General features: G+C 61.3%; 17 protein-coding genes. 1 reads left to right on the top strand and 16 read right to left on the bottom strand.

Going from position 1 to position 19,448, the window contains the following annotated elements:
- Nucleotides 1-72 precede the first annotated feature (72 nt).
- The 16 genes from NE357_RS09760 to leuC form a co-directional block, all read right to left on the bottom strand.
- A complete protein-coding gene (locus NE357_RS09760) occupies nucleotides 73-849 on the bottom strand; it encodes an SDR family oxidoreductase (RefSeq protein ID WP_169429661.1) in 777 nt (258 codons plus the stop codon).
- A complete protein-coding gene (locus NE357_RS09755; protein WP_169429660.1) occupies nucleotides 846-2,057 on the bottom strand; it encodes an O-succinylhomoserine sulfhydrylase in 1,212 nt (403 codons plus the stop codon). Before NE357_RS09755 ends, NE357_RS09760 begins: the two co-directional genes overlap by 4 nt.
- Before the next feature lie 80 nt (nucleotides 2,058-2,137).
- Nucleotides 2,138-3,643 carry an amidophosphoribosyltransferase gene (gene purF, locus NE357_RS09750; RefSeq protein WP_007956466.1) on the bottom strand — a complete coding sequence of 502 codons (1,506 nt, stop codon included), beginning with the start codon at nucleotides 3,641-3,643 and terminating at the stop codon, nucleotides 2,138-2,140.
- A gap of 41 nt (nucleotides 3,644-3,684) precedes the next feature.
- Entirely contained in the window at nucleotides 3,685-4,245 is a 561-nt protein-coding gene (locus NE357_RS09745; RefSeq protein WP_169429659.1) for a CvpA family protein, read from the bottom strand.
- Nucleotides 4,246-4,343: 98 nt separating this feature from the next.
- Entirely contained in the window at nucleotides 4,344-5,024 is a 681-nt protein-coding gene (locus NE357_RS09740; protein WP_169429658.1) for an SPOR domain-containing protein, read from the bottom strand.
- The gene (gene folC, locus NE357_RS09735) at nucleotides 5,008-6,315 is read right to left on the bottom strand and encodes a bifunctional tetrahydrofolate synthase/dihydrofolate synthase (protein ID WP_169429657.1); all 1,308 of its coding nucleotides are present in this window, start codon (nucleotides 6,313-6,315) and stop codon (nucleotides 5,008-5,010) included. Before folC ends, NE357_RS09740 begins: the two co-directional genes overlap by 17 nt.
- On the bottom strand, nucleotides 6,312-7,232 hold the full coding sequence (accD, locus tag NE357_RS09730; RefSeq protein ID WP_169429656.1) for an acetyl-CoA carboxylase, carboxyltransferase subunit beta: 921 nt from the start codon (nucleotides 7,230-7,232) through the stop codon (nucleotides 6,312-6,314). The genes folC and accD overlap by 4 nt, the downstream gene beginning before the upstream one ends.
- Nucleotides 7,233-7,423: 191 nt before the next feature.
- Nucleotides 7,424-8,038, bottom strand: a complete 615-nt coding sequence (locus NE357_RS09725) for a phosphoribosylanthranilate isomerase (protein ID WP_169429655.1) — start codon at nucleotides 8,036-8,038, stop codon at nucleotides 7,424-7,426.
- 64 nt (nucleotides 8,039-8,102) lie between these two features.
- Nucleotides 8,103-8,927 (bottom strand): tRNA pseudouridine(38-40) synthase TruA, encoded by an 825-nt coding sequence (gene truA, locus NE357_RS09720; protein WP_169432613.1) that lies wholly within the window; start codon nucleotides 8,925-8,927, stop codon nucleotides 8,103-8,105.
- Nucleotides 8,928-9,077: 150 nt separating this feature from the next.
- Nucleotides 9,078-11,717, bottom strand: coding sequence for a FimV family protein (locus NE357_RS09715; protein ID WP_169429654.1), 2,640 nt, complete (start codon nucleotides 11,715-11,717; stop codon nucleotides 9,078-9,080).
- Between the two features lie 209 nt (nucleotides 11,718-11,926).
- A complete protein-coding gene (locus NE357_RS09710; protein WP_169429653.1) occupies nucleotides 11,927-12,937 on the bottom strand; it encodes an aspartate-semialdehyde dehydrogenase in 1,011 nt (336 codons plus the stop codon).
- 113 nt (nucleotides 12,938-13,050) lie between these two features.
- Complete coding sequence (gene asd, locus NE357_RS09705; protein WP_007956451.1) at nucleotides 13,051-14,163, bottom strand: aspartate-semialdehyde dehydrogenase; 1,113 nt, start codon at nucleotides 14,161-14,163, stop codon at nucleotides 13,051-13,053.
- Between the two features lie 66 nt (nucleotides 14,164-14,229).
- Nucleotides 14,230-15,312 carry a 3-isopropylmalate dehydrogenase gene (gene leuB / locus NE357_RS09700; RefSeq protein WP_039770158.1) on the bottom strand — a complete coding sequence of 361 codons (1,083 nt, stop codon included), beginning with the start codon at nucleotides 15,310-15,312 and terminating at the stop codon, nucleotides 14,230-14,232.
- A gap of 69 nt (nucleotides 15,313-15,381) precedes the next feature.
- A complete protein-coding gene (locus NE357_RS09695) occupies nucleotides 15,382-16,146 on the bottom strand; it encodes a class I SAM-dependent methyltransferase (protein ID WP_169429652.1) in 765 nt (254 codons plus the stop codon).
- 138 nt (nucleotides 16,147-16,284) lie between these two features.
- Nucleotides 16,285-16,929 carry a 3-isopropylmalate dehydratase small subunit gene (leuD, locus tag NE357_RS09690; protein ID WP_169429651.1) on the bottom strand — a complete coding sequence of 215 codons (645 nt, stop codon included), beginning with the start codon at nucleotides 16,927-16,929 and terminating at the stop codon, nucleotides 16,285-16,287.
- Nucleotides 16,930-16,940: 11 nt separating this feature from the next.
- Nucleotides 16,941-18,359: a 3-isopropylmalate dehydratase large subunit gene (gene leuC, locus NE357_RS09685; protein ID WP_169429650.1), complete on the bottom strand. Its 1,419-nt coding sequence runs from the start codon at nucleotides 18,357-18,359 to the stop codon at nucleotides 16,941-16,943.
- Between the two features lie 140 nt (nucleotides 18,360-18,499).
- Here leuC and NE357_RS09680 point away from each other — a divergent pair, with 140 nt between their 5' ends.
- The gene (locus NE357_RS09680; protein ID WP_169429649.1) at nucleotides 18,500-19,390 is read left to right on the top strand and encodes a LysR family transcriptional regulator; all 891 of its coding nucleotides are present in this window, start codon (nucleotides 18,500-18,502) and stop codon (nucleotides 19,388-19,390) included.
- The last annotated feature ends 58 nt before the right edge of the window (nucleotides 19,391-19,448 follow it).

The raw sequence follows: 19,448 nt of genomic DNA, 5'->3' as shown, positions 1-19,448 counted from the left end.
GCGAAATTTACGCAGGTAGCGAACCTAAGTCAATAGCAGGATTGAAGTTTTTCTCAAAAAGACAAAAACATGTCATTCCGAGTAAATCATCTTCTTGGTCATGCCGCCGTCGACCACGAATTCCTGCCCCGTCACAAACCCTGCATTTTTCGACAGCAGCCAGGCCACCATCGCCGCCACATCCTCGACCGTCCCTACCCGGCCCGCCGGATGCTGAGCATGGTCGATATCGGTCAGCGGCTCCGCACGCCGCGCAGAGGGATCCCGCGCGTCGATCCAGCCCGGACTGACCGCGTTGACCCGAATCTCGGGCCCGAGGCTGATTGCCAGCGCATGAGTCAACGCCAGCAAGCCGCCCTTGCTCGCCGCATAGGCTTCGGTATCGGGTTCCGATTGCGCCGCACGGGTCGAGGCCAGATTGACGATCGCCCCGTTGTGCGCCCGCAGATACGGCGCGCAGTGCTTGGCCAGCAACATCGGCCCACTGAGATTCACCGCCAGCACCCGATTCCAGTAGGCCAGATCAAGGCTTTCCAGGGTGATGTTGTGCGGATCGGCCACCGCCGCGTTGCACACCAACGCATCCAGACGACCGAACTGCCCCAGCACTTCGGCAACGCCAAGCGCCACCTGACTTTCATCCGCCACATCCATGGCGATAAACCAGGCGTTTTCGCCGAGCACCTTCGCCACCTTGGAGCCCCGCGCCCGATCCAGGTCCGTCAGCACCACTTGCCAGCCTTCGCTGATCAGCCACGCCGCGATCCCCAGACCGATACCGCGAGCGGCACCCGTGACCAGCGCAACGCGGCCATGAGTGCCCGTCTTGGGAGTGGACAATTCGATCACAACGCCGCCAGACCGCGCGCCAGGTCGGCTTGCAGGTCAGCGACGTCTTCCAGACCGACCGCAATGCGGATCAGGCTGTCACGAATCCCCGCCGCTTCACGCTCCTGTGGCGCCAGACGCCCGTGGGAAGTAGTGCTCGGGTGAGTGATGGTGGTTTTGCTGTCACCCAGGTTGGCGGTGATCGAGATCAAACGGGTCGCATCGATAAAGCGCCAGGCGCCCTCTTTGCCGCCCCTGACCTCGAAGCTGACGACCGCACCAAAACCTTTCTGCTGACGCTGGGCCAGTTCGTGCTGCGGATGACTCTTGAGACCGGCGTAATGCACTTTCTCGATGCCGTCCTGCTGCTCCAGCCACTCGGCCAGTTGCTGTGCGTTGGCACAGTGCGCCTTCATCCGCAGGTTCAGGGTTTCCAGGCCTTTGAGGAAGATCCAGGCGTTGAACGGGCTCAGGGTTGGCCCGGCGGTACGCAGGAAGCCTACGATTTCCTTCATCTGCTCGCTGCGACCGGCCACCACGCCTCCCATGCAACGGCCCTGGCCATCGATGAACTTGGTGGCCGAGTGCACAACAATGTCTGCACCAAGCTTCAGCGGTTGCTGCAAGGCAGGCGTGCAGAAGCAGTTGTCGACCACCAGCATCGCACCCTTGGCGTGCGCGATTTCCGACAGCGCGGCGATATCCACCAGCTCAGCCAGCGGATTGGACGGCGACTCGACAAACAGCAATTTGGTGTTGGATTTGATCGCTGCGTCCCATGCCGACAGATCGGCCAGCGGCACGTAATCGACTTCCACGCCAAAACGCTTGAAATACTTCTCGAACAGGCTGATGGTCGAACCGAACACACTGCGCGACACCAGCACATGATCGCCAGCACTGCACAGGCTCATCACCACCGCCATGATCGCGGCCATGCCAGTCGCCGTGGCAACTGCTTGCTCGGCGCCTTCCAGCGCAGCAATGCGCTCTTCGAACGAGCGAACGGTCGGGTTGGTATAACGCGAGTAAACGTTGCCTGGCACTTCCCCGGCAAACCGTGCTGCGGCGTCGGCGGCGGTACGGAACACGTAGCTGGAAGTGAAGAACATCGGATCACCGTGCTCGCCTTCCGGCGTACGGTGCTGACCGGCACGTACGGCCAGGGTATCGAACGCTACGCCTTCGAGGTCGCTGTCCAGCCGACCGGCATCCCATTCCTGACTCATGCTGTCACTCCTTGCCCTGTTCTCGATAAATAAAAGTCTTTTGCCAGATACAAAACCGGCCCCTAAGGGCCGGTTGAAACTCAGTTGTTGTACAGATCGATGATCGCACTGACCGCCTGGGTCTTGACCTTCGAGGCATCGTTGCGTGCCTGTTCGATCTTGTTCAGGTAAGCCTCGTCGACGTCGCCGGTGACGTATTTGCCATCGAACACCGCGCAGTCGAAGTTTTCGATCTTGATCTTGCCGCCACCGACCGCTTCGATCAAGTCAGGCAGGTCCTGATAGATCAGCCAGTCTGCACCGATCAGATCGGCGACATCCTGGGTCGAACGGTTGTGGGCGATCAGTTCGTGAGCGCTCGGCATGTCGATGCCGTACACGTTCGGGAAGCGCACAGCCGGAGCCGCCGAGCAGAAGTAGACGTTTTTCGCGCCGGCTTCGCGGGCCATCTGGATGATCTGCTTGCAGGTGGTGCCGCGAACGATCGAGTCGTCCACCAGCATCACGTTCTTGCCGCGGAATTCCAGCTCGATGGCGTTGAGCTTCTGGCGTACCGATTTCTTGCGCGCGGCCTGGCCGGGCATGATGAAGGTACGGCCGATGTAACGGTTCTTGACGAAGCCTTCGCGGAATTTCACGCCCAGGTGGTTCGCCAGTTCCAGCGCGGCAGTGCGGCTGGTGTCCGGGATCGGGATGACCACGTCGATGTCGTGCTCAGGACGCTCGCGCAGGATCTTCTCGGCCAGTTTCTCACCCATGCGCAGACGGGCCTTGTAGACCGACACGCCGTCGATGATCGAATCCGGACGCGCCAGGTAGACGTGTTCGAAGATGCACGGGGTCAGGGACGGATTGGTCGCGCACTGACGGGTGTGCAGCTTGCCGTCTTCAGTGATGTAAACCGCTTCGCCTGGCGCCAGGTCGCGGATCAGGGTGAAGCCGAGCACGTCCAGCGAAACGCTTTCGGACGCGATCATGTATTCGACGCCTTCGTCGGTGTGACGCTGGCCGAACACGATCGGGCGGATGCCGTGCGGGTCACGGAAACCGACGATGCCGTAACCGGTCACCATCGCCACGACGGCGTAACCACCGACGCAACGGTTGTGCACGTCGGTCACGGCGGCAAACACGTCCTCTTCGGTCGGTTGCAGCTTGCCGCGCTGGGCCAGCTCATGGGCGAACACGTTGAGCAACACTTCCGAGTCGGAGCTGGTGTTGACGTGACGCAGATCGGATTCGTAGATCTCTTTGGCCAACTGTTCAACGTTGGTCAGGTTGCCGTTGTGCGCCAGGGTAATGCCGTAAGGCGAGTTGACGTAGAACGGCTGCGCCTCGGCCGATGTCGAGCTGCCAGCAGTCGGGTAACGGACGTGGCCGATACCCATGTGGCCGACCAGGCGCTGCATGTGACGCTGTTGAAACACGTCACGCACCAGGCCATTGTCCTTGCGCAAGAACAACCGGCCATCATGGCTGGTCACGATACCGGCAGCGTCCTGGCCGCGGTGCTGGAGCACGGTTAGCGCGTCATACAGCGCCTGATTGACGTTCGACTTACCGACGATACCGACGATGCCACACATGCGACGCAACCCCTACTTAATGGATCTGAACTGAACAACACTCACTGAGGCGTTTTGGCCGACGGCAAGAGTTGCTCCTTGAACGGAATATCAGCGGGTACGCTGATTCCGCTGGCAAGCCACTGACTGCTCCACCCGAGAATCAGGTTTTTGGACCAGTCTGCGACCAATAGAAACTTTGGCACGAGCTGTGATTCTTTCCACCACCCGTCCTGCTGTACCGGCCCCAGGCTCAACAGCCCGACCGCCACGACCACCAGCAACACGCCACGCGCAGCGCCGAAGGCCATGCCGAGGAATCGATCGGTCCCGGACAACCCGGTGACGCGAACCAACTCGCCGATAAGATAATTGATCATTGCGCCCACGATCAGTGTGGCGACAAACATGATGGCACAGCCCGTGATCACACGAGCCGATGGAGTTTGAATGTATCCGGCGAGGTACTCGGACAGTGAGCCACCGAACATCCAGGCAACAGCTCCTGCGATGATCCAGGTCACGAGCGACAACGCTTCTTTGACGAAGCCGCGGCTCAAACTGATCAATGCGGAGATGGCGATGATTACAACGATCGCCCAGTCAACCCAGGTAAATGGCACAGTGCAGCCTACAGACGGATAAGGCGGCGCATTTTAGCAGAGCGCATGGCTGTCGGTAAGCTGCGATTGTCAGTGCATTTCAATCGGGGCGATAGATTTCAGCCACGCTCGGGCTGGAAGCGCACCACAAACCCCTTGAGGTTTTGCTGGCGGCTCAACAGATCACGCAAACGATCGGCTTCGGCGCGCTCGATCAGCGGACCGACGAACACCCGATTCTTGCCATCGGCCGAACGGATGTAGGCGTTGTAGCCCTGACTGCGCAACGTTTTCTGCAGGCTTTCGGCGCTGGCGCGGCTCGACAGACTGGCCAGTTGCACCGACCAGCTCACCGAAAGGCCGTTGGCGTCGACGCGACTTTGAGTGGTATCCGGTTTGGCAGACAGTGCAGCGATTGGCTGCGTCGGCGCTGCGGCAGGTTTGACCACGGGAGCCGGCGCAGGTGCAGGTGCAGGTGCAGGTGCAACTGCGACTGGCTTGGCTACCGGCGCTGGAGCCGGCGCCGCTGGCGCAATCGGCGCCGCTGGCGCAGTCTGCTGGGCAACTTCGTCATCGCTCGGCACAGGCTCTTGCGGCAGAACCTGAGGCTCAGGCACGGCCACTGTCTCCATCTGGATCTGCGCCACAGCGGGCGCCTGCGGTGCAGCCGGCGCTTCGACGATCACCTGACGCTGTTCATCCTGACGGGAAAACAGCATCGGCAGGAAAATCACCGCCAGCGCTACCAACACCAGGGCACCGACCATGCGCTGCTTGTACGCTTTATCCAGCAAAGCCATTTGCCGCTTCCTCCGTGGAGCACCGAGACAGCCATTCAAGGGCCTCGGCGACACAATAAAATGATCCGAACAGCAAGATCTCGTCGTCGCTGGTGGCCACTGCGCACTGCCCTTCCAGAGCGGCCGCCACGCTGTCATAAGACGTGACCGACGCGCCAAGGTTCTGCAATGCAACATTCAATTCAGCCACCGGACGCGCACGCGGCGAATCCAGTGGCGCCACCGCCCAATGCTGGACGCTGGCATTCAATTCACCGATGACGCCGTCCAGATCCTTGTCCGCCAACAGGCCGAACACAGCCAGGCGTTTGCCGACCGGCGGGTGAGCGGCCAGTCGCCGCGCCAGATACTCCGCTGCATGCGGGTTATGACCAACATCCAGCAGCAGATTCAGACGCTTGCCGTTCCATTCGAACGAACGACGATCCAGGCGACCGACGACGCGAGTCGCCTGCAAGGCCGCAACAATCTGCCCTGCATCCCATGGCAAACCGAGCAGCAGATAAGCCTGCAACGCCAACGCAGCGTTTTCCATCGGCAGGTCGAGCAAAGGCAAATCACGCAGCTCTACGACCTGACCCTCAGCATCGGTACCACGCCACTGCCAGAACTGATCCGTGATACCCAGATCGAAATCGCGCCCGCGCAGAAAGAACGGGCAAGCAAGCTCGCGCGCCTTGTCCAGCAGGGGTTGCGGAGGATTCAGATCACCGCACAGCGCAGGTTTGCCCTGGCGGAAAATCCCGGCCTTCTCGAAGGCCACGGATTCGCGGGTATTGCCCAGGTAATCGGCATGATCGACACCAATACTGGTGACCAGTGCGATGTCGGCATCGACCACGTTGACCGTGTCCAGACGCCCGCCCAGCCCGACTTCCAGCACCACCGCATCGAGTCCGGCCTGCTGAAACAGCCAGAACGCCGCCAGCGTGCCCATTTCGAAGTAGGTCAGAGACGTCTCGCCACGCCCGGCCTCGACCGCCGCGAAGGCTTCGCACAGCTGCGCATCAGTGGCTTCGACGCCATTGAGCTGCACCCGCTCGTTATAACGCAGCAGGTGCGGAGAATTGTAGACACCAACGCTCAGGCCCTGCGCCCGCAGCAGCGAAGCCACGAAAGCGCAGGTCGAACCCTTGCCGTTGGTGCCGGTGACCGTAATCACCCGAGGCGCCGGCTGGCCCAGCCCCATGCGGGACGCTACCTGTTGCGAACGCTCCAGCCCCATGTCGATGGCCGAGGGATGCAACTGCTCAAGGTAGGCGAGCCACTCGCCAAGGGTGCGCTCGGTCATACGTTGGCAGGCACCGGCGGAACGACGATCGGCTCGATCGGCGCAGCAACGTAGGTTGGCGTCGGCTTGCCGGTCAGTTGTGCCAGCAGGTTACCCAGACGCGGACGCAGCTCGCGACGGTCGATGATCAGGTCGATTGCGCCGTGCTCCAGCAGGAATTCGCTGCGCTGGAAGCCTTCCGGCAGTTTTTCACGCACTGTCTGTTCAATCACCCGCGGACCGGCGAAGCCGATCAGAGCCTTAGGCTCGCCGACGATCACGTCGCCCAGCATCGCCAGACTGGCGGAAACGCCGCCGTAGACCGGGTCGGTCAGAACGGAGATGAACGGAATGCCTTCTTCACGCAGGCGCGCCAGCACGGCCGAGGTCTTGGCCATCTGCATCAGCGAGATCAGGGCTTCCTGCATGCGCGCGCCACCGGAAGCGGAGAAGCAGACCATCGGGCAACGGTTTTCCAGGGCGTAGTTGGCGGCGCGCACGAAGCGCTCACCGACGATGGCGCCCATGGAACCGCCCATGAAGCTGAATTCGAACGCCGAAACCACGACAGGCATGCCCAGCAGGGTGCCGCTCATGGAAACCAGTGCGTCTTTCTCACCGGTCTGCTTCTGGGCAGCGACCAGACGGTCCTTGTACTTCTTGCCGTCGCGGAATTTCAGACGGTCAACCGGCTCCAGATCGGCGCCCAGTTCGGCACGGCCTTCGGCGTCAAGGAAGATATCGATACGCGCACGTGCGCCGATGCGCATGTGGTGGTTGCATTTAGGGCAAACGTCCAGGGTCTTTTCCAGCTCCGGACGATACAGCACGGCCTCGCAGGACGGGCATTTGTGCCACAGGCCTTCAGGCACCGAGCTCTTCTTGACCTCCGAACGCATGATCGAAGGGATCAGCTTGTCTACCAACCAGTTGCTCATGCTTTCTTTCTCCAGTACCGGCGGCCCGAACGCTCTGGTTCGCGGCCCCGCGTATGCCCTTCAGCTAAATTCATGTGTGGCGATGATCGATGGATTGCCGGGTCAGCGGAACTGACCTGCGTACAACCCGAAAAGACCCTCAGCCTCTTTTCTACAGAGCTGTGGACGGCGGCAGTCTGCCAGCCGTCACATCAACGTACGGCGTTGATGAACGCCCGAATCTTTGCGTGATCCTTGATGCCCTTGCTCGCCTCTACTCCGCCGCTGACGTCCACGGCATATGGCCGCACTCGGGCGATGGCCTCAGCGACGTTCTCCGGCGTCAGGCCGCCGGCCAGAATCAACGGTTTGCTCAAGCCTTGCGGAATCAATGACCAGTCAAACGCCTCGCCGGTTCCGCCTGGCACGCCTTCGACATAAGTGTCGAGCAACACGCCACTGGCGCTCGGGTAGGCATCGCAGGCAGCGGCAATGTCATCGCCCGCCTTGACCCGCAAGGCCTTGATGTACGGCCGGTGCCAGCCTTCACACTCGGCGGCGGTCTCGTCGCCGTGGAACTGCAGCAGATCCAGCGGCACGGCATCGAGGATTTCCCCGAGCTCGCAGCGGCTGGCATTGACGAACAGCCCGACCGTGGTCACGAACGGCGGCAATGCGGCGATGATCGCCCGCGCCTGCTGCACGGTCACCGCCCGGGGACTTTTAGCGTAGAACACAAAACCGATGGCATCGGCCCCTGCCTCGACGGCTGCCAACGCATCTTCCATGCGGGTAATCCCGCAAATCTTGCTGCGAACGGCCGACATGTCGATAAGAACCTCAAGGCAAATCCGGGAAAGTCCCGGATGGTAACAAATGCACTCGAGGGCGTCAGCCGTCAAGTTCCGAGAAACCCGTAAGGAAATGTGGCCCGATGAAGCGCTCGGGCAACGGGAACTCGTCGTGGTACTCGACCTGTACCAGATACAGCCCGAACGGATGCGCCGTAACCCCGCCGGAACGCCGCTCGCGGCTCTCCAGCACTTCTTTCATCCACTCCGGCGGCCGCTCCCCGGCGCCGATCGTCATCAACACCCCGGCGATGTTGCGCACCATGTGGTGCAGGAAGGCATTGGCGCGGATGTCCAGCACGATCATTTTGCCGTGACGGGTCACGCGCAAGTGATGCATCTGCTTGATCGGCGACTTGGCCTGGCACTGGCCGGCACGGAAAGCGCTGAAATCATGGGTGCCGATCAGGTACTTCGCGGCCTCGGCCATGCGCTCGACATCCAGCGGGCGGTGATTCCAGGTGATTTCTTCGTTGAGATGCGCCGGGCGGATCTGATCGTTGTAGATCACGTAGCGATAGCGTCGGGCAATCGCCTTGAATCGCGCATGGAAATGCGCCGGCATGACCTTCGCCCAACTGACGCTGATGTCGTGGGGCAGATTGATATTGGCGCCCATGACCCAGGCTTTCAGCGAACGGTCGACCTGAGTGTCGAAATGCACGACCTGCCCGCAGGCATGAACGCCGGCATCGGTGCGTCCGGCGCATTGCAGCGATATCGGCGAATTGGCGACCTTCGACAAGGCTTTTTCCAGGGTTTCCTGCACGGTGAGCACACCGGTGGACTGACGCTGCCAGCCGCTGTAGCGCGAGCCCTTGTATTCAACGCCCAGGGCGACGCGGAAAAAGCCTTCGGGGGCCATTTCGGCGGCCGGATTATCTATGTTTGCCAAGTCGGTACAGCCTGCTGATCTACAAAGGCGGGCATTATAAGGCGGCGGGACGGGGAAACCAGACCCAAACAAAAACGGCAGCCTCATGGGCTGCCGTTCTGTTTACCGCTGAACGCCGACTCAGACCAGATGCGAAAGCATTTCGCTCGCTTCGCTCTTCTGCTTGTCGTTGCCCTCGCTGATGACTTCATTGAGGATGTCGCGCGCGCCATCGTTGTCGCCCATGTCGATGTAGGCCTGCGCCAGATCGAGCTTGGTAGCGGCTTCGTCGGTGCCGGACAGGAAGTCGAAGTCATCCTCACCCAGATCATCACCCAACGCAGCATCAGCTTCGGTGAAGCTTGGCTCGTTGATGCTGCTCGACAGGCGATCCAGCTCGGCATTGACGTCGTCCAGCTCGGCGGCGAACGCATCCGGCTCGGCTGGCGCAGCGTCCATTTCGTCTGCCAGGGACAGGTCGAAGTCGGCTGGCAGCTCCAGATCGTCTTGCGGCACGTCGGCCACGGTTGGAGTTTCGACCAGCGGCAGATCCTTCACGCCTTCGTCCAGATCCAGCAGGAAATCATCGTCTGCCAGCTCGACCGGTGCAGGCGCAGGGTCTGCACCGAGGTCCAGATCCAGGTCGAAGTCGGAGAGGTCGTCGAGGTTTTCCTTGATGTCGGTTTGCTGCTGCAGCACCGATTCGAAGCTCAGATCGTCGTCCGATGGAAATTCGTCGAGTTCGACCGGCGCTTCCGGCTCGACAGCCGCCACAGGTTCTACTGGCGTGATGTTGTCGAGATCGTCGAGGCTCAGGTCGAAAGCGCTGTCCAGATTGTCATCTGCCGCAGCAGAAGCAGCTGGCGCCTCAGGCTCGTCCAGCAGCAGCTCCTTGACATATTCCGCGTCCAGCTCGGCGGCAATGGCTGCTGCCGCCAGACCGCTGGCCGCGACGACCGCCATGGCCGGGAAGCGGCTTTTCAGCTCTTCGACCTTGGCGAAGTTGTCGCCATTGGCAACCAGTTGGCGTTCCTGAGCGACGAACGCATCGCGATCACCCTGGCGACCGTAGACTTCCATCAGCTTCAGACGCAGATCACTGCGCTGCGGCTCCAGGCTCACGCCCTCCTCCAGCAACGCGGCGGCTTGATTCAGACGACCGCCGTCGATGTGCGACTGCGCCTTGTCCAGGACGTCGTCGGAACGCTCGGCAGCCGGCGCCACCAGCGGCGCGGCGATTGGCTCGGCCATCACCACCGGAGCCACCACAGGAGCAGGTGCCGGGGCTGGAGCCGCTGCGGGTGTGAGTTTGACGCTTGCCGCCGGCACTTCCAGGCCCTCGAAGCTGTCTTCAGGCAGATCGAGTTCAGGCGAGAACGACTGCTCCTCCAGGGCGCGGGCCATGCGCAGGTGTTTCTCGGCTTCCTGTTGCGCCTTGCGGCGACGGGCCAGCAGCAACAGCAGAAGCAGGAACACCACCGCACCACCACCGACCAGACCCAGCAGGATCGGGTTGGTCAGCAGTTCGTTGAAGGTTTTGTCTTCGTCGGCAGCAGGCTTCGGCTCGACCACTGGCTCAACCGGTGCCGGTGCGGCGGCTTCAGGCGCAGGTGCCGCCTGGGCCGGAGTCGCCGGCGGAGTCGCAGCCAGTTCTGCAGTAATGGCCGGAACCGGCGCAACGGCTGGCGCAGCCGCATCAGCTGCCGGCGCCGGGGTTGCGCCCGGACCTTCAGCCTGCATTTTCGCCAGTTGATTGTTCTTCAGCTCAATCAGGCGTTGCAGTTTGTCCAACTGGCTTTGCAGATCAGCCATTCGGCTTTTCAGTTCCGCATTGTCACGACGGGTCGTGTCGAGGCTTTCCTGAGTCACGGCCAGTTTGTTGCTCAGAGCCTTGGCATCGCCGGCCGGGCCCTTGCCGCGCGCCTTTGCGCTTTCGGCGGACACCAGGCTCAGGTTGTCCTTGGCGTTTTGCGCAGCACCAGTATTGGCGCGGCCACGATTGGTCGCATCGAGCTGCTGCTGACCGGTGCCAGGCTTGGCCACGTAACGACGGCCCTGACGCCAGGCTTCGTTCTGCGCGGCCACTTCGGCAATCGCTTTGGACTGTGGCAGCGCGGTGCTTTGCACTTGATCCGGCAGACGCAGCACCTGACCGGTTTTCAGGCGGTTGATGTTGCCGTCGATGAATGCGTCAGGGTTCAGCGCCTGAATCGCCAGCATGGTCTGCTGGATCGATCCGCCAGTGCGCGCCTTCGCCGCGATTTCCCACAGGGTGTCACGGGGCGTGGTGGTGTGGGTCGAATGCGTTGCACCCGTGGTCGGCGCGGTGATGGTTTGCGCTGGCGCGGATTGAGCGGCGGCATCAGCGGTCTGCGGCGAGAACTTCGACGGATCCAACAGCACGCTGTAATCACGCAGCAGACGGCCGTTCGGCCACATCACCTGCACCAGGAATTTCACCATCGGTTCCGACAGCGGCTTGCTCGAGGTTACGCGCAGCACGCTTTTGCCGCTGGCGTTGAGCACCGGGGTGAAGGTCAGATCATTGAGGAAGGCCTGGCGATCGACGCCGGCCTTGGCGAAATCTTCCGGCGAGGCCAGGCTCGGCACCACTTCGGCAGCGGTGAGATCCTTGACATCGAGCAGCTCGATTTCCGCCACCAGCGGCTGGTTCAGGGTCGACTTCAGGGTCAGCTCCCCGAGCCCGAGGGCATGCGCCATACCGGAGGACAGCGCCGAGGCGGCCGCTATTGCTAACACCAGTTTGCGAACTTGAACCATAGCCTCTTCCTTTGTTTGAACGTTCCTCGGCCAGCGAGAAGATGTTGATTGTCGCTGCCGTAAGGCATTGCGCGCGACGACGACAGCATGCCGCGCGCGATCATTTCTTTGATGCCCCGGAAAGTCCCGGAGGGTATTACGTCATCAAGCGGTCTGGCCAAGCATAGCGCCCGGCTAGAATCAGTCGACAAATTGTTGCCAAGTATCTTTTACAGCAGGTCTTTTATCAACAACTCGGCCACTTGCACCGCGTTGAGCGCCGCACCTTTGCGTACGTTATCTGACGTCAGCCACAGATTAAGTTCCGACGGCTCGTCGACACCGGTGCGCACCCGCCCGACATAGACCACATCCTGCCCCACTGCGTCACCGACGGCAGTCGGATAATCGCCGGCCTCGACCAGCTCGATCCCCTCGGCATCTTCAAGCGCGGCATTGACCTTTTCCAGGTCGACAGCGTTCGCTGACTGCAAGGTCACGCTAAAGCTATCGCCAAAAAACACCGGGGCTTGAACGCAAGTTGCCGAAATCTTCAATGAAGGTTTGACCAGCACCTGACGCAGCTCGCGCACCAGACGCTTTTCCAGCATCGTGTGGCCTTGCGCGTCGGGCGTGCCGACCTGAGCCAGCAGGTTGAAAGCCATCTGCCGGTCGAAGAATGTCGGCTCCAGCGGACGCATGTTCAGCAGCTCGGCGGTCTGGCGCGCGAGCTCGGTCACGGCTTCGCGGCCTTGGGTGGAAACCGCCAGATTGGCGGTGACATGCACATATTGCAGCTCGATCAGATCGAGCAGCGGCGCCAGCACCACGGCCAATGTGGTGGCAGACGGGCTCGGGCTGCTGACCTGGAACGGCACTTTCAAACTCGCCAGCACAGCGGCATTGGCCTCCGGCACCACTTGCGGCGCCTGATCCGCCGGCAAGGCGCCGGACAGATCGACCAGCGAGCAACCCGCCGCATGGGCGCGAGCCGCGTAACTCAGGGTGATGGCCGGGCCGGCGGCAAAGAACGCCAGTTTGACCTTGCTGAAATCAAACTCGTCGACTTCGCGCACTCGCACGTTCTTGTTGCGAAACAGCACCGAGCTGCCAGCGGATTCACTGCTGGCCAACAGGTGCAGATTGCCGACCGGGAAGTCGCGCTCCTCGAGAATCTGCACAAGGGTTTCGCCGACAATACCGGTGGCGCCGATTACGGCAATATCAATGGGCTGGCTCATGGTGCGACCTCTGGTGGAACGGGGGGGAGCGGCACTTTACCGGGTGGCTGCCACGCAGGCAAAAAAAACCCGCGCCTCTTGCAAGGCGCGGGTTCTTTCATTGCGTCAAGCGATCAACGCTCCAGCAGGATCCGCAGCATGCGACGCAGCGGCTCGGCAGCGCCCCACAGCAACTGGTCGCCGACGGTGAACGCGCCAACGAACTGCGAACCCATGTTCAGCTTGCGCAGACGACCGACCGGTACGTTCAGGGTGCCGGTGACTTTCGTCGGGCTCAGCTCCTGCATGCTGATTTCACGCTGGTTAGGCACCAGTTTGACCCATGGGTTGTGCTGGCTGATCAGCCCTTCGATATCGGCGATCGGCACATCCTTGTTCAGCTTGATGGTCAGCGCCTGGCTGTGGCAACGCATGGCGCCGATGCGCACGCAGATGCCGTCGACCGGGATCGGGCTCTTGAAGCGGCCGAGGATCTTGTTGGTCTCGGCCTGGGCCTTCCACTCTTCGCGGCTCTGGCCGTTCGGCAGTTCCTTGTCGATCCACGGGATCAGGCTGCCGGCCAGCGGCACACCGAAGTTTTCGGTCGGGTACGCATCGCTGCGCATGGCTTCAGCCACACGACGGTCGATGTCGAGGATCGCGCTGGCAGGATCGGCCAGTTGATCGGCGACAGCGGCGTGGGTCGCGCCCATCTGCTTGATCAGTTCACGCATGTTCTGCGCGCCGGCGCCGGAGGCCGCCTGATAGGTCATGGCGCTCATCCACTCGACCAGACCGGCCTCGAACAGACCGCCCAGGCCCATCAGCATCAGGCTGACGGTGCAGTTGCCGCCGATGTAGTTCTTGGTGCCCGCATCGAGCTGCTGGTCGATGACCTTGCGGTTGACCGGGTCGAGAATGATGACGGCGTCGTCGTTCATCCGCAGGCTCGAGGCCGCGTCGATCCAGTAACCCTGCCAGCCGGCTTCGCGCAGCTTCGGGAACACTTCGCTGGTGTAGTCGCCGCCCTGGCAGGTCAGGATCACGTCGAGGGTCTTCAGCTCTTCAATGCTGTAAGCGTCCTTGAGCGGAGCAATGTCCTTGCCCACGGACGGGCCTTGGCCACCGACATTGGAAGTGGTGAAAAACACCGGCTCGATAAGATCGAAGTCCTGCTCTTCCAGCATCCGCTGCATGAGCACGGAACCGACCATGCCGCGCCAACCGATCAGACCTACACGTTTCATCGCAACTACACCTTCTTGAAAAGTGGGCCGCTGCTTTGTATTGAATTTCGCAGCGGGCCCGAGAGATTACAGATTCCGCAGCGCGGCGACTACTGCGTCACCCATTTCCTGCGTACCGACTTTAGTGCAACCGGTCGAAAAGATATCGCCGGTGCGCAGACCTTGATCCAGCACCACGCTGACCGCTTTCTCGATGGCATCCGCCGCTTCGTGCAGATTGAAGCTGTAACGCAGCATCATCGACACCGACAGAATGGTCGCCAGCGGGTTGGCGATGCCTTTGCCCGCGATGTCCGGCGCCGAACCGTGGCAAGGCTCGTACATACCCTTGTTATTGGCGTCCAGCGAGGCCGAGGGCAGCATGCCGATGGAGCCGGTGAGCATCGACGCTTCGTCGGACAGGATGTCGCCGAACATGTTGTCGGTGACGATCACGTCGAACTGCTTCGGTGCACGCACCAGTTGCATGGCGGCGTTGTCGACGTACATGTGGCTCAGTTCGACGTCCGGATAATCCTTGGCGACCTGCTCGACCACTTCCCGCCACAATTGGCTGGACGCCAGCACGTTGGCCTTGTCCACCGAGCACAGCTTCTTGCCACGCACGCGGGCCATGTCGAAACCGACGCGGGCGATGCGGCGGATTTCGCTTTCGCTATACGGCAGCGTGTCGTAGGACTGACGCTCGCCGTTTTCCAGGGTGCGGGTGCCGCGCGGTGCGCCGAAGTAGATACCACCGGTCAGCTCACGGACGATCAGGATGTCCAGACCGGCGACGATTTCCGGCTTCAGGCTCGAAGCCTCAGCCAGTTGCGGGTACAGGATTGCCGGACGCAGGTTGCCGAACAGGCCCAGTTGCGCACGGATTTTCAACAGACCGCGCTCAGGGCGGATGTCACGCTCGATGGTGTCCCATTTCGGGCCGCCCACGGCGCCCAGCAGCACGGCATCGGCTGCGCGGGCGCGGTCCAGGGTTTCGTCGGCCAGCGGCACGCCGTGCTTGTCGATGGCGGCGCCACCGATCACGTCATGGCTCAGTTCGAAGCCCAGGCTGTACTTGTCGTTGGCCAGCTCCAGCACCTTGACCGCTTCGGCCATGATTTCCGGACCAATACCGTCGCCTGGGAGAATCAGAATCTGCTTGCTCATGCTTTCCTCGTGTCTTCAGTCGGTGCGCCATCGACTGGCGCGCCCGGAAAAATACTTATCGTTCCAAGATTACTTTTCAGCCCAGAGCACCAGTACATCTGTACTGAACGAACCATCGGCCTCAATTTCAAAATAATCGCGTACTTCGTTGCCCATTGATTGCTGCAACTGGCGGATCGCGGCGCGCATCACTTCAGGCGTGCGCATGCGCTCGACCCAGCTGTTGTACTCCAGACGCAGGCGCTGACGCGTGGTGCTGCGGGTGTGCAGACCGGCCTCGCTGACCTGGCGCAGCCACTCACCGGCCGAATAATCGCGCACATGACTGGTGTCGCGCAGCACTTCGACGCTCTGCAAATAGGTGTCGAACAGCGGACTGCCCGGCGACAGCACATCGATGAACGCCGCCACGCCACCCGGTTTCAGCACCCGGCGCACTTCGCGCAAGGCCACGCCGAGGTCACTCCAATGGTGCGCCGAATAGCGGCTGAACACGAAGTCAAATTCGCCATCGGCGAACGGCAAACGTTCGGCGGCACCGTTGACCGTGGACACATTGCTCAAACCGCGATCCACGGCAGCGGCGGCCACCACATCGAGCATCTGCTGCGACAGGTCGTAGGCCACCACTTCCTTCACCAAAGGAGCGACGTGAAAACTCACGTGCCCGGCGCCGCAACCCAAGTCCAGCACTCGAGCCTCGCCCTTCCCCGCCAGCTCGGCCTGCAGCAGCGCAAATTCAGTGCCTTTAGCGTGAACGGCGCTGCTCAGGTAGGCGGCGGCCTGTTCACCGAATTGCTTTTGTACAACCTGACTGTGGGCGGTGCTGGTCATGGTCACATCCTGATAGCTGTGTTGTTTGGGCTGCCGCCTTCGCGAGCAGGCTCGCCCCCACATTTGAAATGCATTCCCCCTGTGGGAGCGAGCCTGCTCGCGATGAGGGCGGTACTGCCTACATCTTTTTCAGATCGATCACGCGTCGCGGAACAACCACGGCTGGCTCGCGCGATGTTTGGCTTCGAACGCCGCAATCGCATCGCCGTCCTGCAAGGTCAGGCCGATGTCGTCCAGACCGTTGAGCAGGCAGTGCTTGCGGAATGCGTCGATCTCGAAGCGATAGACCTTGCCGCTCGGGCTGGTCACGGTCTGTTCGCGCAGATCGATCTGCAACTGATAGCCCGGCTCGGCCTCGACCTGCTTGAACAGCTCGTCGACTTCGGCGTCGCTCAGGATGATCGGCAACAAGCCGTTCTTGAAGCTGTTGTTGAAGAAGATGTCGGCATAGCTCGGCGCGATGATGCTGCGGAAACCGTATTCTTCCAGCGCCCATGGCGCGTGCTCACGGCTGGAACCGCAACCGAAGTTTTCGCGGGCCAGCAACACGCTGGCGCCTTGATAACGCTCGGCGTTGAGTACGAACTCCTTGTTCAGCGGGCGCTTGGAGTTGTCCTGATACGGCTGCCCCACATCGAGGTAACGCCACTCGTCAAACAGGTTCGGACCAAAACCGGTGCGCTTGATCGACTTCAAGAATTGCTTCGGAATGATCTGATCGGTATCGACGTTGGCACGATCCAGAGGCGCGACAAGACCAGTGTGCTGGGTAAAAGCTTTCATGCTGCGCTCCTTTAGATCAATTCACGAACGTCGATGAAACGACCGTTCACCGCCGCCGCAGCGGCCATGGCCGGGCTGACGAGGTGCGTACGGCCACCGGCGCCCTGACGGCCTTCGAAGTTACGGTTGGAGGTCGAGGCGCAATGCTCACCGGACTCCAAACGATCCGGGTTCATCGCCAGACACATCGAGCAACCCGGCTCACGCCATTCGAAACCGGCTTCAAGGAAGATCTTGTCCAGACCTTCCGCCTCGGCCTGAGCCTTCACCAGACCCGAGCCTGGCACCACGATGGCCTGTTTGATGGTCGAGGCAACCTTGCGGCCCTTGGCGATCACAGCGGCAGCGCGCAAGTCTTCGATCCGCGAGTTGGTGCAGGAACCGATGAATACGCGGTCGAGCTGGATGTCGGTGATCGCCTGATTGGCGGTCAGCCCCATGTATTTCAAGGCGCGGACGATCGAGTCGCGTTTGACCAGATCCATTTCCTTGGCCGGGTCCGGCACGTTCTGATCAACGGCCAGGACCATTTCCGGCGAAGTGCCCCAGCTGACTTGCGGCTTGATCTGCGCGGCGTCGAGTTCGACCACGGTGTCGAAATGCGCGTCGGCGTCGGATACCAGGTCTTTCCAGGATTCGACCGCCAGATCCCACTCGGCGCCTTTCGGTGCGAACGGACGACCCTTGACGTAATCCACAGTCTTCTGGTCCGCCGCCACCAGGCCCACACGGGCGCCGGCTTCGATGGACATGTTGCAAATGGTCATGCGGCCTTCGATGGACAGGTCGCGAATCGCGCTGCCGGCAAATTCGATGGCGTGGCCGTTACCGCCGGCGGTGCCGATCTTGCCGATCACGGCCAGAACGATGTCCTTGGCGGTTACGCCGAACGGCAACCGGCCTTCGACGCGCACCAGCATGTTCTTCATTTTCTTGGCGACCAGGCACTGGGTGGCGAGCACGTGCTCGACCTCGGAAGTGCCGATACCGTGGGCCAATGCGCCGAAGGCGCCATGGGTCGAGGTGTGCGAGTCACCGCAGACCACGGTCATGCCCGGCAAGGTCGCGCCCTGCTCCGGACTGATGACGTGGACGATGCCCTGGCGCACGTCGTTCATCTTGAATTCGACGATGCCGTATTCATCGCAGTTGTCGTCGAGGGTCTGGACCTGCAAACGCGAAACCTGGTCGGCAATGGCGCTGATGCCGCCCTTGCGCTCCGGGGTGGTCGGTACGTTGTGGTCCGGGGTCGCGATGTTGGCATCGATGCGCCAAGGCTTGCGCCCGGCCAGACGCAGGCCTTCGAAGGCTTGCGGCGAGGTCACTTCGTGGATGATGTGACGATCGATATAGATCAGCGCCGAACCATCGTCGCGCTGCTTGACCAAATGCGAATCCCAGAGCTTGTCGTAGAGCGTTTTGCCGGCCATCAGACGTTTCCTCATCAGCTTGTTTCTATGCCCTGGGCTTATCAATAACCCTTTGGCTTGTGAGGCCGATCCTATGGGGTTAAATTGAATAACTCAAATTCATATTTTTTATGCTTTGGATAACCAACCGGAATACAACCATGGATCTGGCCAACCTCAATGCTTTTATCGCGATTGCCGAGTCCGGGAGCTTCTCCGGTGCCGGTGAACGCCTGCACCTGACGCAACCGGCGATCAGCAAACGCATCGCCGGACTGGAGCAGCAATTGAATGTGCGGCTGTTCGACCGACTGGGCCGTGAAGTGGGCCTGACCGAAGCCGGCCGGGCGTTGCTGCCACGGGCCTATCAGATTCTCAACGTGCTGGACGACACGCGCCGCGCCCTGACCAACCTGACCGGTGAAGTCACAGGGCGCCTGACCCTGGCCACCAGTCACCACATCGGCCTGCACCGTTTGCCCCCCTTATTAAGGGAGTACACCCGCCGCTACCCACAGGTTGCGCTGGATATTCAGTTCCTCGATTCGGAAGTGGCCTACGAGGAGATTCTCCATGGCCGCGCAGAACTGGCGGTCATCACCCTGGCGCCGGAGCCGCACACGCTGGTCAAGGCCACACCGGTCTGGGATGACCCGCTGGATTTTGTGGTCGCCCCGGAACACACATTGATCAGCAACGGCGCTGTCACATTGGCCGACATTGCCGGCCATCCGGCAGTTTTTCCCGGCGGCAACACCTTTACCCACCACATCGTTCAAAAGCTGTTCGAGGCTCAGGGCCTGACGCCGAACATCGCCATGAGCACCAACTATCTGGAAACCATCAAGATGATGGTGTCGATCGGCCTGGCCTGGAGCGTTTTGCCACGCACCATGCTCGACGATCAGGTGGCGCGCATACCTTTACCGGGCATACAACTCAGTCGCCAGCTAGGCTATATCCTGCACACCGAACGGACGCTGTCGAATGCTGCTCGGGCGTTTATGGCCCTGCTGGACGCGCAAATCGATCTGCCAGGGACTCTCGGCTGACTTGTGCTACTCCTATAGAGCTGCCGTTCCCTGTGCCTAATGCCCAAATCAGCTCAAG

It is taken from the genome of Pseudomonas sp. G7(2022), assembly GCF_052660475.1.
Note: the sequence above shows the minus strand (reverse complement) of the source record. Positions and strands in the feature narration are given on the sequence as shown.